This window comes from Cognatilysobacter bugurensis (assembly GCF_014652095.1).
GTDB classification, from domain to species: domain Bacteria; phylum Pseudomonadota; class Gammaproteobacteria; order Xanthomonadales; family Xanthomonadaceae; genus Cognatilysobacter; species Cognatilysobacter bugurensis.
On sequence record NZ_BMYD01000010.1, the window covers coordinates 1 to 16,417 of the forward strand.

At 64.6% G+C, this 16,417-nt stretch carries 13 protein-coding genes and 1 tRNA gene; all 14 read right to left on the reverse strand.

Features of this window, described 5'->3' with window-relative positions; all coding sequences use genetic code 11:
• The coding region (locus IE075_RS15385; protein WP_082559638.1) for a GTP-binding protein at positions 1-104 on the reverse strand (104 nt) is incomplete at its 3' end.
• Positions 105-180: 76 nt separating this feature from the next.
• A complete protein-coding gene (fusA, locus tag IE075_RS15390) occupies positions 181-2,298 on the reverse strand; it encodes an elongation factor G (protein ID WP_189457992.1) in 2,118 nt (705 codons plus the stop codon).
• A gap of 137 nt (positions 2,299-2,435) precedes the next feature.
• Positions 2,436-2,903, reverse strand: a complete 468-nt coding sequence (gene rpsG / locus IE075_RS15395; RefSeq protein WP_189457993.1) for a 30S ribosomal protein S7 — start codon at positions 2,901-2,903, stop codon at positions 2,436-2,438.
• Between the two features lie 80 nt (positions 2,904-2,983).
• Positions 2,984-3,358 (reverse strand): 30S ribosomal protein S12, encoded by a 375-nt coding sequence (gene rpsL, locus IE075_RS15400; RefSeq protein ID WP_132328214.1) that lies wholly within the window; start codon positions 3,356-3,358, stop codon positions 2,984-2,986.
• Between the two features lie 264 nt (positions 3,359-3,622).
• Positions 3,623-7,840 (reverse strand): DNA-directed RNA polymerase subunit beta', encoded by a 4,218-nt coding sequence (rpoC, locus tag IE075_RS15405; RefSeq protein WP_189457994.1) that lies wholly within the window; start codon positions 7,838-7,840, stop codon positions 3,623-3,625.
• 103 nt (positions 7,841-7,943) lie between these two features.
• Positions 7,944-12,110, reverse strand: a complete 4,167-nt coding sequence (gene rpoB / locus IE075_RS15410; protein WP_189457995.1) for a DNA-directed RNA polymerase subunit beta — start codon at positions 12,108-12,110, stop codon at positions 7,944-7,946.
• Positions 12,111-12,455: 345 nt separating this feature from the next.
• Complete coding sequence (gene rplL / locus IE075_RS15415) at positions 12,456-12,824, reverse strand: 50S ribosomal protein L7/L12 (protein ID WP_189457996.1); 369 nt, start codon at positions 12,822-12,824, stop codon at positions 12,456-12,458.
• A 69-nt stretch (positions 12,825-12,893) separates the two neighbouring features.
• Complete coding sequence (rplJ, locus tag IE075_RS15420) at positions 12,894-13,439, reverse strand: 50S ribosomal protein L10 (protein ID WP_189457997.1); 546 nt, start codon at positions 13,437-13,439, stop codon at positions 12,894-12,896.
• A 354-nt stretch (positions 13,440-13,793) separates the two neighbouring features.
• Positions 13,794-14,492 carry a 50S ribosomal protein L1 gene (gene rplA / locus IE075_RS15425; RefSeq protein WP_189457998.1) on the reverse strand — a complete coding sequence of 233 codons (699 nt, stop codon included), beginning with the start codon at positions 14,490-14,492 and terminating at the stop codon, positions 13,794-13,796.
• Positions 14,493-14,494: 2 nt separating this feature from the next.
• The gene (rplK, locus tag IE075_RS15430; protein ID WP_189457999.1) at positions 14,495-14,923 is read right to left on the reverse strand and encodes a 50S ribosomal protein L11; all 429 of its coding nucleotides are present in this window, start codon (positions 14,921-14,923) and stop codon (positions 14,495-14,497) included.
• A gap of 160 nt (positions 14,924-15,083) precedes the next feature.
• Positions 15,084-15,659 carry a transcription termination/antitermination protein NusG gene (gene nusG / locus IE075_RS15435; RefSeq protein WP_189458000.1) on the reverse strand — a complete coding sequence of 192 codons (576 nt, stop codon included), beginning with the start codon at positions 15,657-15,659 and terminating at the stop codon, positions 15,084-15,086.
• Position 15,660: 1 nt separating this feature from the next.
• Positions 15,661-16,038, reverse strand: a complete 378-nt coding sequence (secE, locus tag IE075_RS15440) for a preprotein translocase subunit SecE (RefSeq protein WP_189458001.1) — start codon at positions 16,036-16,038, stop codon at positions 15,661-15,663.
• Positions 16,039-16,125: 87 nt separating this feature from the next.
• Positions 16,126-16,201 (reverse strand) — tRNA-Trp (locus tag IE075_RS15445).
• A 111-nt stretch (positions 16,202-16,312) separates the two neighbouring features.
• The coding region (locus tag IE075_RS15450; protein WP_484484285.1) for an EF-Tu C-terminal domain-related protein at positions 16,313-16,417 on the reverse strand (105 nt) is incomplete at its 5' end.

Below are 16,417 nucleotides of genomic sequence, written 5' to 3' on the forward strand. Positions count from 1 at the left end.
ACCTTCGTCAGCGCCGCCGTCAGCGTCGTCTTGCCGTGGTCAACGTGACCGATCGTGCCCACGTTCACGTGGGGCTTGGTGCGCTCGAACTTACCCTTGGCCATGGTCGATTACCTCGATTTCTGTTGATTCGTGTCGATGTCGCGGGCCGGCAGCATGCCGACCCGCGCCTGGGCTCGCTCAGCCCTTCTTGATGACCGCGTCGGCGATGCTGTTCGGCGCCTCGGCGTAATGGTCGAACTCCATCGTGAACGTCGCGCGGCCCTGCGTGAGCGAGCGGATCGTCGTCGCGTAGCCGAACATTTCGCCCAGCGGCACCATCGCGTTGATGGTCTTGCCCGATGGCGTGTCGTCCTGACCCTGCAGCAGGCCGCGGCGACGGCTCAGGTCGCCCATGACGTCGCCGACGTACTCCTCGGGCGTCACGACCTCGACCTTCATGATCGGCTCGAGCAGTACCGGGTCGGCCTTGCGGAAGCCTTCCTTGAACGCCATCGACGCGGCGAGCTTGAACGCCATTTCCGACGAGTCGACGTCGTGGTACGAACCGAAGACGAGCTTGGTCTTGATGCCGACCACCGGGAAGCCGGCGAGCGGACCGCTGGTGATGGTTTCGCGCAGGCCCTTCTCGACCGCCGGGATGAATTCCTTCGGAATCACGCCGCCGGTGATGTCGTTGACGAACAGGAAGTCGTTCTCGACGTCCGGGTTCGCACGGTCGGCTTCGTTCATCGGCGACAGCTCGATGACGACGTGGCCGTACTGACCCTTACCGCCGGACTGCTTGGCGTGCTTGTAATCCGACTTGACGTCCTGCTTGCGGATCGTCTCGCGGTACGCAACCTGCGGCTTGCCGACGTTCGCCTCGACGTTGAACTCGCGGCGCATGCGGTCGACGATGATGTCGAGGTGCAGCTCGCCCATGCCCGAGATGATCGTCTGGCCGGATTCCTCGTCCGTGCGGACGCGGAAGCTGGGATCTTCCTGCGCCAGGCGGCCCAGTGCGATGCCCATCTTTTCCTGGTCCGACTTCGTCTTCGGCTCCACAGCCATCGAGATGACGGGCTCCGGGAACGTCATCCGCTCGAGCGTAATGATGTGCTCCTGCGAGCACAGCGTGTCGCCCGTCGTCACGTCCTTCAGGCCGACCGCAGCGGCGATGTCGCCGGCCCGGACTTCCTTGATTTCGTCACGGTTGTTCGCGTGCATCTGCAGGATGCGCCCGATGCGCTCCTTCTTCGACTTGACCGGGTTGTAGACCTGGTCGCCAGAGTTCAGCACGCCCGAGTAGACGCGGAAGAACGTCAGCGCGCCGACGAACGGGTCGGTCATGATCTTGAACGCGAGTGCCGAGAACGGCTCGCTGTCCGACGCCTTGCGGCTGGCTTCCTGCTCGTCGTCGTTTACGCCCTGGACCGGCGGACGATCGGCCGGCGACGGCAGCAGGTTGATCACGCCGTCGAGCATGGCCTGCACGCCCTTGTTCTTGAACGCCGAGCCGCAGAACACCGGCACGATCTCGACGCGCAGGGTCCGCTCACGCAGGCCCTGGACGATCTCGGCTTCGCTCAGCTCTTCGCCGCCGAGATACTTGTCCATGAGCTCTTCGGTCGCTTCCGCGGCCGCTTCGATCATGAAGCTACGCGCCTCTTCGGCCTTCGACTGCAGGTTGGCCGGGATATCGCGGTACTCGAACTGCGTGCCCTGGGACGCGACGTCCCAGTGGATCGCCTTCATCTTGAGCAGGTCAACAACACCCTCGAAGCCTTCCTCGGCACCGATCGGCACCTGCATCGGCACCGGGTAGGCGCCGAGACGCGCCTTCAGCTGCTCGACGACCTTGTCGAAGTTCGCGCCGGTGCGGTCCATCTTGTTGACGAACGCCATGCGCGGCACGGAGTACTTGTTGGCCTGGCGCCAGACGGTTTCCGACTGCGGCTGCACACCGCCAACGGCGCACAGCACGAACACCGCACCGTCGAGCACGCGCAGCGAACGCTCGACTTCGATCGTGAAGTCGACGTGGCCGGGGGTGTCGATGATGTTGAAGCGGTGCTCCGGCAGGGACTTGTCCATGCCCTTCCAGAACGCGGTCGTCGCGGCGGACGTGATGGTGATGCCGCGTTCCTGTTCCTGCTCCATCCAGTCCATCGTCGCGGCACCTTCGTGCACTTCGCCGATCTTGTGGCTGACGCCGGTGTAGAACAGGATGCGTTCGGAGGTGGTGGTTTTGCCGGCATCGATGTGGGCCATGATGCCGAAGTTGCGGTAACGCTCGATGGGAGTGGTGCGAGCCACGGGACCCTCTCGTAAGTTTTCGAATTCCAAATGGCCGGACGCCGCCTCGCGGCGGCCTCCGGTTCGCATGGCGGCGATGTCGCCGCCGCGAGGCGCCCGTCAGGGCGCCAGTCGGGTCCCGTCGCCGGGCACCCTCATCACCAGCGGTAGTGCGCGAACGCCTTGTTCGCTTCCGCCATGCGGTGGGTTTCTTCGCGCTTCTTGATCGCGCCACCACGGTTTTCCGAGGCGTCGATCAGTTCGGCAGCGAGCTTGCGCGGCATGGTGTTCTCGCCGCGCTTGCGCGCGGAGTCGATCAGCCAGCGCATTGCGAGCGCCATGCGGCGCGACGCACGGACTTCAACAGGCACCTGATAGGTCGCGCCGCCGACGCGGCGGGACTTGACCTCGACGGCCGGCGCGACGTTGCCGAGCGCCTTTTCGACGAGCTCGACTGCATTCGCGTTCTTTTCGTTGATCACGTCCATCGCGCCATAGACGATCTTTTCAGCGATCGACTTCTTGCCGCTCAGCATGACCATATTGATGAAGCGCGCGATCGTCTCGCTGCCGTGCTTGGGATCAGGCAGGACCGAGCGCTGCGGGGTGGAACCTTTACGCGACATGGGCGTTCACTCGAATGATTCGTGTAGGCCGCGCCCTGCCCCGTGCTTTCGCAGTCGGGGCCGCGCGGACCGAAGGAGGATTAGGACTTCGGACGCTTCGCGCCGTACTTCGAGCGACCCTGGCGACGCTTGGCGACCCCGGCGGCATCGAGCGAACCGCGCACGGTGTGGTAGCGCACGCCCGGCAGGTCCTTGACGCGACCGCCGCGGATCAGCACGACCGAGTGCTCCTGCAGGTTGTGGCCTTCGCCGCCGATGTACGAAATGACTTCGTAACCGTTGGTCAGGCGCACCTTGGCGACCTTGCGGAGCGCCGAGTTCGGCTTCTTCGGGGTCGTGGTGTACACGCGGGTGCAGACGCCGCGACGCTGCGGGCAGTTCTGCAGCGCGGGGGACGTGCTCTTGTAGGTTTCAGGGCTGCGCGGCTTGCGCACCAACTGATTGATCGTCGCCATCTGGAACTCATTGAAAAAGGCCGAAGGCCTTGCGTGATTGCGGCGGAGGACGTGTGTCGCAGCCCACCGAGACGAAAAAGTATAGCCCGCGCATGACGAATCCGTCAACGCGAGCCATACCGTTGACGCGAAGCGCGCGGGGCGCGCTCTGCGTCGTCTGCGATCCCGCCCGTCCGTGGGCCCAACACGAGGCGCTCCGTGCGCCTCATTTGGTGATCTGGGCCGGCGCGGTGCGCCGGCTGGTCGTACAACGAGCCGATTGTATTACGTCGCGCTCGATTCTTCATCCGCCTCGATCATCACCGGCGCTTCGGACGTGACCGGCGCCGAGAGCGTTTCGAGCTCGGAGTCGGTCAGGCCGGAAGCGCTACGACGGCGGTTCTTGTGGTACGTCAGGCCGGTACCGGCGGGAATCAGGCGTCCGACGATCACGTTCTCCTTCAGGCCGCGCAGGCTGTCGCGGGTGCCACGGACTGCAGCCTCTGTAAGGACGCGGGTGGTCTCCTGGAACGAGGCCGCCGAGATGAACGACTCCGTCGCAAGCGAGGCCTTGGTAATGCCCAGCAGTACCGGGTCGAACTTCGCGGCAATCCCACTCCGGGTTGCGAGGCGATCGTTTTCCTCGATCAGACGCTGGCGCTCGACCTGTTCGCCATTGAGGAACTTGCTGTCGCCCTGATCGGTGATCTCGACCTTACGCAGCATCTGGCGAACGATCACCTCGATGTGCTTGTCGTTGATCTTCACGCCCTGCAGGCGATAGACGTCCTGGATTTCCTTGACGAGGTACGCAGCAAGCGGCTCGACGCCGAGCAGGCGCAGGATGTCCTGCGGAGTCGGCTCGCCGTCGACCACGGTTTCGCCCTTCTCCACGTGCTCGCCTTCGAACACGATGATCTGGCGATACTTCGGAATCAGCTCCTCATGCTCCTCGCCGTCAAGCGGCTTGATGATCAGGCGCTGCTTGCCCTTGGTGTCCTTGCCGAAGCTCACGATGCCGGAGATCTCCGCCAGGATCGCCGGGTCCTTCGGCTTACGGGCTTCGAACAGGTCGGCAACGCGCGGCAGACCGCCGGTGATGTCGCGGGTCTTCGATGCTTCCTGCGGGATCTTGGCGACGACGTCACCCACGCCCACCGGCGCGCCGTCCTGCAGGTTGACGATCGAGCGCGGCGGCAGCATGTACTGCGCCGGCAGATCGGTGCCGGGGATCTGCAGATCCTTGCCGTTCGCATCGACGATGCGGACGATCGGGCGCAGGTCCTTGGCCTGAGTGCCGCGGCGCTTCGGGTCGGTGATTTCGCGCGAAGCCAGGCCGGTCAGCTCGTCGGTTTTCTCGATGACGGTGACGCCGTCGACGAAGTCGATGAAGCGGATGAAACCCGCCACTTCAGACACGATCGGGTGGTTATGCGGGTCCCAGTTGGCGACCTGCTGTCCGGCGCGGATTTCCGCGCCGTCCTTGACGGTGATCATCGCGCCGTACGGCAGCTTGTAGCGCTCGCGCTCGCGGCCGTGGTTGTCCAGCACGGACAACTCGCCCGAACGCGACACAGCGACCAGGTGGCCGTTGGCATGCGCGACGTGCTTGAGGTTGTTGAACTTGATCGAACCCGTCGTCTTGACCGTGACGTTGTCGATCGCAGCCGCTCGCGATGCCGCACCACCGATGTGGAACGTACGCATCGTGAGCTGGGTGCCCGGCTCGCCGATCGACTGCGCCGCCACGACACCCACGGCTTCGCCGTGATTGACGAGGTGACCGCGGCCAAGGTCGCGACCGTAGCAGTACGCGCAAACGCCGAACGAGCTTTGGCACGTGATCGTCGAGCGCACCTTGATCGACTGGACGCTCGCGTCTTCGAGCTTGGCGACCCAGGCTTCGTCGAGCAACGTGTTGCGGGTGACGATCGGGTCCTCGTCGTTGCCCGGCAGGAACACGTCCTCGGCCACGGTGCGGCCGAGCACGCGGTCGCGCAGTGGCTCGACCACGTCGCCGCCTTCCACGATCGGGGTCATCAGCAGACCCTCGAGCGTGCCGCAATCGTCTTCGGTGATCACCACGTCCTGGGCCACGTCGACGAGGCGACGGGTCAGGTAACCGGAGTTCGCCGTCTTCAGCGCGGTATCCGCGAGGCCCTTACGGGCGCCGTGGGTCGAGATGAAGTACTGGAGAACGTTGAGGCCTTCGCGGAAGTTTGCGGTGATCGGCGTCTCGATGATCGAGCCGTCCGGCTTGGCCATCAGGCCGCGCATACCGGCGAGCTGACGGATCTGCGCCTGCGAACCACGCGCACCCGAGTCGGCCATGATGTAGATCGAGTTCATCGACTTCTGCGGGACGCGCTCGCCCTTCGCGTTCGTCACCGTGTCGGTGCCGATCGCTTCCATCATCGCCTTGGCCACGCGCTCGTTCGTGCGCGACCAGATGTCGACGACCTTGTTGTAGCGCTCACCCGCGGTAACGAGACCCGACTGGTACTGCTGCTGGATTTCCAGCACTTCGGTCTCGGCCTCGTCGAGGATGCCCTTCTTCTCGTCCGGGATGATCATGTCGTCGATGCCGATCGACACGCCGGCGCGCGTGGCGTACGCGAAGCCCGTGTACATCAGCTGATCGGCGAACACGACCGTATCCTTCAGACCCAGCATGCGGTAGCAGCTGTTGATGAGGCGGCTGATGTTCTTCTTGCTGAGCTCGACGTTCGCGAGTGCGAACGGCAGGCCTTCCGGTAGCACTTCATGCAGCAGCGCGCGGCCGACCGTCGTGTCGACGATCGACGTCTTGCGCGAGCGCTCGCCATTCTCGCCGATCACCGTCTCGGTGATGCGCACCTTGCATTTCGCATGAAGCTCGACAACGCGGTTGTCGTACGCGCGCTTGACCTCGGCGACGTTCGCGAACGCCATGCCCTCGCCCTTCTTGTTCTCCAGGGCACGAGTCATGTAGTACAGGCCGAGCACGACGTCCTGCGACGGCACGATGATCGGCTCGCCGTTCGCCGGCGACAGGATGTTGTTCGACGCCATCATCAGCGCGCGCGCTTCCAGCTGGGCCTCGAGGCTCAGCGGGACGTGCACGGCCATCTGGTCACCGTCGAAGTCGGCGTTGAATGCCGTACACACGAGCGGATGCAGCTGGATCGCCTTGCCTTCGATGAGCACCGGCTCGAACGCCTGGATGCCGAGGCGGTGCAGCGTCGGTGCGCGGTTGAGCAGGACCGGATGCTCGCGGATCACCTCTTCGAGGATGTCCCAGACTTCCGCCTCTTCACGCTCGACGAGCTTCTTCGCGGCCTTGATCGTCGTGGCGAGGCCACGGCGCTGCAGCTTGGCGAAGATGAAGGGCTTGAACAGCTCGAGCGCCATCTTCTTGGGCAGGCCGCACTCGTGCAGGCGCAGCGTCGGGCCGACCACGATGACCGAGCGGCCCGAATAGTCGACGCGCTTGCCGAGCAGGTTCTGGCGGAAGCGACCCTGCTTGCCTTTGATCATATCGGCGAGCGACTTGAGCGGGCGCTTGTTGGTGCCGGTGATCGCACGGCCACGACGGCCGTTGTCCATCAAGGCATCAACCGACTCCTGCAGCATGCGCTTTTCGTTGCGCACGATGATGTCGGGCGCATTGAGTTCGAGCAGGCGGCGCAGGCGGTTGTTGCGGTTGATGACGCGGCGGTACAAATCATTGAGATCCGACGTAGCGAAGCGGCCGCCGTCGAGCGGAACCAGGGGACGCAGATCCGGCGGCAGCACCGGCAGGACGGTCATGACCATCCACTCCGGGCGGTTGCCGGACTCGACGAACGCTTCCATCAGCTTGATGCGCTTCGTGAGGCGCTTGAGCTTGGTCTCCGAACCCGTGGAGGCGATGTCCTCCTTGAGCTGGATCATCTCCGACTGCAGGTCGATCGTGCGCAGCAGCTCGTAGACGGCCTCGGCGCCCATCGCGGCCTCGAAGTCGTCGCCGTGCTCCTGGCGCGCCTGCATGAACTGCTCTTCGTTGAGCAGCGTGCCGCGCTCGAGCGGGGTCAGGCCGGGCTCGGTGACGACATAGGCTTCGAAGTACAGGATGCGCTCGATGTCACGCAGCGTCATGTCGAGCATGAGGCCGATGCGTGACGGCAGCGACTTGAGGAACCAGATGTGCGCGACGGGCGACGCGAGGTCGATGTGGCCCATGCGCTCGCGGCGCACCTTGGCGAGCGTCACTTCCGTGCCGCACTTTTCGCAGACCACGCCGCGGTGCTTCATGCGCTTGTACTTGCCGCACAGGCACTCGTAGTCCTTGATCGGACCGAAGATCGACGCGCAGAACAGGCCGTCACGCTCGGGCTTGAACGTGCGGTAGTTGATCGTCTCGGGCTTCTTGACCTCGCCGAACGACCACGAGCGGATCAGCTCCGGCGATGCCAGGCCGATCTTGATCGCGTCGAAGTCGAGCGCCGGGCGCTGCTGGTTGAACAGATTGAGCAGGTCTTTCATTGGAAACTCCGGAATTCGGGAATAGAGGCTTTGGGCTCGTGGATGCGACTCCGGATCGCGCAGCACAGTGCGGCTGCGGCGACCCGGCGCCGGATCACGTCTCTCAGTCCTCTTCCAGCTCCATGTTGATCGCGAGCGAACGGATTTCCTTCACGAGCACGTTGAAGGACTCCGGCATGCCCGCGACCATCTCGTACTCGCCGTCGACGATGTTCTTGTACATCTGGTTGCGGCCCTGCACGTCGTCGGACTTCACCGTCAGCATCTCCTGCAGGGTGTAGGCCGCGCCGTAGGCTTCCAGCGCCCAGACTTCCATCTCACCGAAGCGCTGGCCGCCGAACTGCGCCTTGCCGCCCAGCGGCTGCTGGGTGACGAGCGAGTACGGACCGGTCGAACGCGCGTGCATCTTGTCGTCGACCAAGTGGTTGAGCTTCAGCATGTGCATGTAGCCGACCGTGACCGGGCGCTCGAACGCCTCGCCCGTGCGGCCGTCGTGCAACGTGGTCTGACCGCTGCTCGGCAGCTCCGCAAGCTCGAGCATGCGCTTGATCTCGAACTCGGCCGCGCCGTCGAACACCGGCGTCGCCATCGGCACGCCGTCGGTCAGATTGCGCGCGAGCGTCATCAGTTCCTGATCGGAGAACTGCGTGAGATCGACGCGCTCGCCCACCACGTCGTTGTCGTGGTTGTAGATGTCGTCGAGGAACTTGCGCAGCTCCGTCACGGCATTCTGCGCCTCCATCATCCGCTGGATCTTCGCGCCGAGGCCCTTCGCCGCCCACCCGAGGTGGACTTCGAGGATCTGGCCGATGTTCATACGTGACGGCACGCCGAGCGGGTTCAGCACGATATCGACGGTCTGGCCGTCGGCCATGTAGGGCATGTCCTGCACCGGCACGATCGTCGACACAACGCCCTTGTTGCCGTGGCGGCCGGCCATCTTGTCGCCCGGCTGGATGCGGCGCTTAACGGCAAGGAACACCTTGACCATCTTGAGCACGCCCGGAGCGAGGTCGTCGCCCTGGGTGATCTTTGCCCGCTTGTCGGCGAAGCGCTTCTCGAACTCGGCCTTGTGGGCTTCGATCTGCTTCTGCGCGCGCTCGATCGCCTCGACCGCGTCCTCATCTTTCATGCGCAGCGTGAACCAGTCGGACTTCTTCAGGCTGTCGAGCACGAGGCTCGTCACCGTGTCGCCCTTCTTGAGGCTCGCGCCGCCGTTAGCAGTCTTGCCGATGAGCTGGCCGCGCAGACGGTCGAAGATCGCCGCTTCGAGGATGCGGTACTGGTCGTCGAAGTCCTTCTTGACGCGGCGGATTTCGCTCTCTTCGATCTGGCGAGCGCGCTTGTCCTTTTCGATGCCGTCGCGGGTGAAGACCTGCACGTCGATGACGGTGCCGTCCATGCCCGGCGGCACGCGCAGCGAGCTGTCCTTAACGTCGGACGCCTTCTCGCCGAAGATCGCGCGCAGCAGCTTTTCTTCCGGCGTCAGCTGGCTCTCGCCCTTAGGCGTGACCTTGCCGACCATGATGTCGCCGGCGCGCACTTCCGCACCGATATACACCACGCCCGATTCGTCGAGGCGGTTGAGCGCCTGCTCGGACACGTTCGGAATGTCGGCGGAGATTTCCTCCGGACCGAGCTTCGTGTCGCGTGCGACGCAGGTCAGCTCTTCGATGTGGATCGTCGTGTAACGGTCTTCCTGGACGACGCGCTCGCTGAGCAGGATCGAGTCTTCGAAGTTGTAGCCGTTCCACGGCATGAACGCGACGAGCATGTTCTGGCCGAGCGCAAGCTCGCCGATGTCCGTCGACGGGCCGTCCGCGAGGACGTCGCCGCGCGCGACCACGTCGCCGACCTTCACGAGCGGCGTCTGGTTGATGCACGTGTTCTGGTTCGAGCGCGTGTACTTGATCAGGTTGTAGATGTCGACGCCGGCGTCGGTCTCGCCCGAGATTTCCTCCTCGTTCGCCTTGACCACGATGCGGGCCGCGTCGATCTGCTCGATCGTGCCGCCGCGCAGCGCGTTCACGGTAACGCCCGAGTCACGTGCCACGGCGCGCTCGATACCCGTGCCGACGAGCGGTTTCTGGGCCTTAAGCGTGGGAACGGCCTGACGCTGCATGTTCGCGCCCATGAGTGCGCGGTTCGCGTCATCGTGCTCGAGGAACGGCACGAGCGCCGCGGCGACCGACACGGTCTGCATCGGCGAGACGTCCATGAAGTGGATCTCGGCCGGCGGCTTGAGCAGCGACTCGCCCTGGTAACGGCAGGCGACGAACTGCGCGGTGAGCGTGCCGTTCTCGTCCTGCGGCGCATTCGCCTGCGCGATCACGTACTCGTTCTCTTCGATCGCCGACAGGTACTCGACGTCGTCGGTCACCTGCCCGTCCACGACCCGGCGGTACGGCGTCTCGAGGAAGCCGTACTTGTTCGTGCGCGAGAACACCGCGAGCGAGTTGATGAGGCCGATGTTCGGGCCTTCCGGCGTCTCGATCGTGCAGACGCGGCCGTAATGGGTCGGGTGCACGTCGCGCACTTCGAAGCCGGCGCGTTCACGGGTCAGGCCGCCCGGGCCGAGGGCCGACACGCGACGCTTGTGCGTGACTTCCGACAACGGGTTGTTCTGGTCCATGAACTGCGACAGCTGCGAGGAGCCGAAAAACTCCTTGATTGCAGCGGCGACGGGCTTCGCGTTGATGAGCTCCTGCGGCGTGAGGCCTTCGGACTCCGCCATCGACAGGCGCTCCTTGACCGCGCGCTCGACGCGGACGAGGCCCACGCGGAACGTGTTCTCGGCCATTTCGCCGACGCTGCGAACGCGACGGTTGCCGAGGTGGTCGATGTCGTCGACGACGCCGCGACCGTTGCGGATTTCCGTCAGCGTGCGCACCACGTCGAGGATGTCGGACGTGTCACCGAGCAGCTCGCGCAGGCGCGCGGACTCGTCGTCCTTGCGGTCGGCAAAGTACTTGGCGTCGTAGAGCACCGCGGCGCCGGTGGTTTCCTTGCGGCCGATGCGGCGGTTGAACTTCATACGGCCGACAGACGACAGGTCGTAGCGGTCGAACGTGAAGAACAGGTTGTGGAACAAGTTCTGCGCGGCGTCCTTCGTCGGCGGCTCGCCCGGACGCATCATGCGGTAGATCTCGACCAGCGCTTCGAGCTGCGTCTTGGTCGCGTCGATGCGCAGCGTGTTCGAGATGTACGGGCCGCGGTCGAGGTCGTTGACCCAGATCGTGCCGATCGACTCGATGCCCGCCTTGCGCAGCGCCGCCAGATGGTCGTCGTTGAGCTCGTCGTTCGCGCTCGCGAGCAGCTCGCCGGTCGTCGGATCGATGACGTCGTGCGCAAGGATGCGACCCACGAGGTAGCTGTCCGGCACGGCCAGCGCGGCGATGCCCGACTGCTCCATCTGCTTGACGTGGCGCGCCGTGATGCGCTTGCCCGCCTCGACGATCACGCGGTCGCCATCGGCCAGATCGAAGTCGAGCGTTTCACCGCGCAGGCGCTCGGACACGAGCTCCCACTGCACGCCCTCGGGGAGGATGTGGAACGTGTTGATCTCGAAGAACGCGCGCAGCATTTCCTCGTTCGCGTAGCCGAGCGCGCGCAGCAACACGGTCACCGGCAGCTTGCGGCGACGGTCGATACGCGTGAACAGCGCGTCCTTCGGGTCGAATTCGAAGTCGAGCCAGGAGCCGCGGTACGGAATGATGCGGGCCGAGTACAGCAGCTTGCCGGAGCTGTGCGTCTTGCCGCGGTCGTGGTCGAAGAACACGCCGGGCGAACGGTGCAGCTGCGAGACGATGACGCGCTCGGTGCCGTTGACGATGAAGGTGCCGTTGCCGGTCATGAGCGGGATCTCGCCCATGTAGACCTCCTGCTCCTTCACGTACTTGATGGCCTTCGTCGACGACTCGCGGTCGTAGATGACCAGCCGCACGGTCACGCGGAGCGGGGCGCCGTAGCTCATGCCGCGCGTGCGGCATTCACGCTCGTCGAACGCCGGCTCGCCGAGCTTGTAGCCCACGTACTCGAGCGCTGCGTTGCCGCTGTAGCTGGCGATCGGGAAGACCGACTTCAGCGCAGCGTGCAGACCCTTGTCGTCGCGGCGCGCCGGATCGATATTTTCCTGCAGGAACTCCCGGTAGGAGTCGACCTGGATCGCGAGCAGGAACGGGACCTCAAGGATCGACTTGCGCTTGCCGAAATCCTTGCGGATGCGCTTTTTTTCGGTGAAGGAATACTTCGACGTGGACGCTGTGGACATGGTGAGCTACCGCCTCGTTGGGGCCGGGATCACCGGCGGAGACGGTAGACGCCGACAGGCCGGCAGGGCCTGCAACGCTTCACGCCTCCGGGTCGGGATGCCCGTGGGGACGTTAAATCGTCAGTTGGGAGTCGCTGGTATTGCCGGCACCAGCACGCCCTCTCCCGCTACTTCCAACTGACAACTCGATGGACCGGGCCTCGCCCGGTGCCGACAGCAGACGCGCTTGAGCGTCCGTGCCTGACCGCCGGATAAACGATCCCGGCGTTATAACGGCCAAAGGCCGGGGGCTTTCGCCCCCAGCCTCAGGTGGTCGCCAGTGAAAGCCGGCGACGCAAGTGCGGCTTACTTGACTTCGACGGTCGCGCCAGCGGCCTCGAGGTCCTTCTTCATCTTCGCGGCGTCGTCCTTCGACGCGCCTTCCTTCACGACGCCACCGGCTTCGGTCAAGTCCTTCGCTTCCTTCAGGCCCAGGCCGGTGATGGCGCGAACGGCCTTGATGACTTCGACCTTCTTATCGCCAGCCGACTTCAGGATGACGTTGAACTCGGTCTGCTCTTCAACCGGCGCGGCTGCGGCGGCCGGACCGGCAGCGGCGACCGGGGCGGCGGCGGAGACGCCGAACTTGTCTTCGATGGCCTTAACCAGCTCCATCACTTCCATCAGGGTCATGCCGGCAACGGCGTCGACGATCTGGTCGTTGGACAGGGACATTTGTATTACCTCTGGAAATTGATCTTACGAATCGGATTCAGGGTCGACACTCGCGTTCGCGAGCGATCGTCAGGCGGTTTCAGCCGCGGCTTCGGTCGTTTCAGCGCCAGCGTCGGCAGCATCGCCACCGCCCTGCTGGTCGGCCACGGCTTTGACCGCGCGGGCAAACATCGCGGCCGGCTCGGCGAGGACACGGGCGAGCATCGCCAGAGCCTGTTCGCGCGTCGGCAGCGAGGCGAGCACGTCGACGTGGCTGGCCGGGTACAGCTGGCCACCGACGGCGACGACCTTTGCCTTGAGCTTGTCGTTACCCTTCGAGAAGTCCTTGATCAGACGCCCGGCGGCGCCGGGTTCTTCCGTCGAGAACGCATACAGCAGCGGACCGACGAGTGCGTCTTTCGTGCACTCGTATTCGGTACCTTCGACCGCGCGAACAGCCAGCGTGTTCTTGACAACCTTCAAGAAAACGCCGGTCTCGCGAGCCTGCTTGCGCATGGCGGTCAGCTGGCCGACCGACATGCCTGCGTACTCGGCAGCAACCAAGGAGTGGGCAGTCGCGGCAATTCCCGCGAGCTCGGCCACCACTTCTTGCTTCTGAGACAGATTGAGAGCCATTGCACTCCTCCAAATGAACTCCGCTCACGGCTCCTGCCGTTTGCGGTCCTGGGCGGCACCCGTCCGTGGCGCCGGGATGCCGGAGGCATCCGGGTGGTGGCCACTCCAGAAAAATTCCAGAAAGGCGGCACCATCTACGCAGGCCGATCCGAACGGATCCGGATTAAGCAGCCCCGCTTGCTTCGACGGCGATTCCTTGCCAGATCGCGCATCCCTGCACGTCGTCGTAGCGCGCTGACCGCACCTGCGGTCTTTGACGGCTTCGCCCGACACAAGGTCGAGCGATGCCTTCAAAAGAGTTGGGCGCCAGAAGCGCCCGGCCGTGCGCCCAAGGGGGCACTACGGTGTTACGGATTACTTGAGCGCCAGCGAGGCCGTATCGACGGTCACACCCGGCCCCATGGTCGAGCTGATCGAGACCTTCTGCAGGTACTGACCCTTCGACGTCGCCGGCTTGGCCTTGATGAGGTCGAGCAGCAGCGCCTGCAGGTTGTCCTTGAGCGAACCGTCTTCGAAGCTCGCCTTGCCGATCGTGCAGTGGATGATGCCGCCCTTGTCGGTGCGATAGCGCACCTGGCCACCCTTCGCGTTCTTGACCGCTTCAGCCGGATTCGGCGAAACGGTGCCGACCTTCGGGTTCGGCATCAGGCCGCGCGGGCCGAGCACCTGGCCGAGCTTGCCGACGACGCGCATGGCGTCCGGCGTCGCGATCACGACGTCATAGTTCAGGTCGCCCGCCATCATCTGCTCGGCGAGGTCGTCCATGCCGACCGCTTCCGCGCCTGCGGCGCGCGCTTCGTCGGCTTTCGCACCGGCCGGCGCAAACACCGCCACGCGCACGGTCTTGCCGGTGCCGGCGGGAAGGACGGTCGAGCCACGAACCTGCTGGTCGGACTTCTTCGCGTCCACGCCGAGACGTACGGCGACGTCGACGGACTCGACGAACTTCGCCTTGGACGTGTTCTTGACGATCTGCACCGCCTCTTCGAACGGGTAAGCCTTACCCGGAACGACGGCTGCCTTGATTGCTTTTTCGCGCTTGGTCATCGCCATGATCAGCCCTCCACCACCAGACCCATGCTGCGGGCCGAACCCGCAATCGTACGCACCGCCGCTTCGAGCTCAGCCGCCGTCAGGTCGGCTTCCTTCTGGCGTGCGATGTCCTCGAGCTGGGCGCGGGTGACCTTGCCCACCTTCTCGGTGTTCGGGCGCTTGGAGCCCGACGAGATGCCTGCCGCCTTCTTGAGCAGCACCGACGCCGGCGTGCTCTTCGTGACGAAGGTGAAGGTACGGTCCGAGTAGGCCGTGATGATGACCGGCGTCGGCAGACCCGGCTCGAGCTTGGAGGTCGCCGCGTTGAACGCCTTGCAGAACTCCATGATGTTCAGGCCGCGCTGACCCAGCGCAGGACCGACCGGCGGCGAGGGGTTGGCCTGACCGGCCTTGACCTGCAGCTTGATGTAGCCGACTACTTTCTTTGCCATTGCTTCGTCTCCGGGTGCAAGCGCCTAGACCGCAGGCTCCCCATCGCGCCGGGAAAAGCACGTGTCCCGGCATCACGTATATGAATGCGCAAGCGGCCGCCCGGAGGCGGCCTGCATGGCGTTGGCGGCTTCACACGCTCGTGCGAAGCCGCGCAGTATATCAGGCTTTTTCGACCTGCCCGAATTCGAGTTCGACGGGCGTCGACCGGCCGAAGATGAGGACGGCCACGCGCAGGCGGCTCTTCTCGTAGTTGATTTCTTCGACAACACCGTTGAAATCATTGAACGGACCGTCGACGACGCGGACCATTTCGCCTGGCTCGAACAGGACCTTGGGACGGGGCTTTTCGACCCCCTCCTGAACGCGCTGCAGGATCATGTCGGCCTCCCGGTCCGCGATCGGCAGCGGACGGTCAGCCGTGCCGCCGATGAACCCCATGACCTTCGGGGTTTCCTTGATCAGGTGCCATGACTCGCTGTCGATGCGCGGGATGCCGGCCTCGTCATGCGTGGCGATCTGCACGAGCACGTAGCCCGGGAAAAACTTTCGCTCGGAACGACGCTTCTGGCCCGCGCGCATTTCCACGACCTCTTCGGTCGGGACGAGCACATCGCCAAAGCGGTCCTGCATGTCGGCGCGGACGATGCGATCACGCAGCGCCTGCGCCACCGACTTCTCGAAGCCCGAGTAGGCGTGGACGACGTACCAGCGCTTGTTCGTATCGGTATCGGTCATTTCAGCGCCCCAGAATCAGTTTGATGGCCCATTGGATGACCACGTCGAAGCCGGCGAGGATCAAACTCAGCACGGCAACCGCAATCATGACCACCCATGTCGTACGCAGCGCTTCCTGACGCGTCGGCCAGACGACCTTGCGCAATTCGAAACGCGATTCGGACAGGAATTCCCGCGCTTCGCCGCCCTTGGCGGTGATCGCGAACACGACGACGCCGGCCACGATGCCAAGCACGACCACGAGCGTACGCAGGGCTTCGGGCCACTGGTCGAACTGGTAGTAAAGAAACACGCCGGCCGCGACGAGCAACAGCGCCAGCGCGTACTTGACCATGTCAGCCGCGGACGCGCTCCGGCTCGGCTCGATCTTGCTGTTCATCCAGCGGGTCCTCGAAAAGCCCGCACATGCGGTCGGACTTCGACTCTTGAGATGCGACGACCGGGCTTGGGCCGGCTCGTCCGCAGATGGCACGCCAGGAGGGACTCGAACCCCCAACCTGCGGTTTTGGAGACCGCTGCTCTGCCAATTGAGCTACTGGCGTATGCCTGACAACACGCGCCGCCGGGCGAAGCCCTGAACGGCGAAAGCGAGCCGAAGACTGTCCAGCAATCTTCGGCCCGCCGTCACGACGCGGCGCAACCGCCGCGCGATCTTACTTGATGATCTTCGCCACGACGCCGGCGCCGACGGTGCGGCCGCCTTCGCGGATCGCGAAGCGCAGGCCTTCGTCCATCGCGACCGGGTTGATCAGCGTCAC

What these genes read in the sequence shown, in the direction of transcription:
- rpsG (WP_189457993.1), bottom strand. Translation starts at nt 2,903, where the DNA reads ATGTCGCGTAAAGGTTCCACCCCGCAGCGCTCGGTCCTGCCTGATCCC.
- rplA (WP_189457998.1), bottom strand. Translation starts at nt 14,492, where the DNA reads ATGGCGATGACCAAGCGCGAAAAAGCAATCAAGGCAGCCGTCGTTCCG.
- rplL (WP_189457996.1), bottom strand. Translation starts at nt 12,824, where the DNA reads ATGTCCCTGTCCAACGACCAGATCGTCGACGCCGTTGCCGGCATGACC.
- nusG (WP_189458000.1), bottom strand. Translation starts at nt 15,659, where the DNA reads ATGACCGATACCGATACGAACAAGCGCTGGTACGTCGTCCACGCCTAC.
- rpoC (WP_189457994.1), bottom strand. Translation starts at nt 7,840, where the DNA reads ATGAAAGACCTGCTCAATCTGTTCAACCAGCAGCGCCCGGCGCTCGAC.
- rpsL (WP_132328214.1), bottom strand. Translation starts at nt 3,358, where the DNA reads ATGGCGACGATCAATCAGTTGGTGCGCAAGCCGCGCAGCCCTGAAACC.
- secE (WP_189458001.1), bottom strand. Translation starts at nt 16,038, where the DNA reads ATGAACAGCAAGATCGAGCCGAGCCGGAGCGCGTCCGCGGCTGACATG.
- rplJ (WP_189457997.1), bottom strand. Translation starts at nt 13,439, where the DNA reads ATGGCTCTCAATCTGTCTCAGAAGCAAGAAGTGGTGGCCGAGCTCGCG.
- rpoB (WP_189457995.1), bottom strand. Translation starts at nt 12,110, where the DNA reads ATGTCCACAGCGTCCACGTCGAAGTATTCCTTCACCGAAAAAAAGCGC.
- rplK (WP_189457999.1), bottom strand. Translation starts at nt 14,923, where the DNA reads ATGGCAAAGAAAGTAGTCGGCTACATCAAGCTGCAGGTCAAGGCCGGT.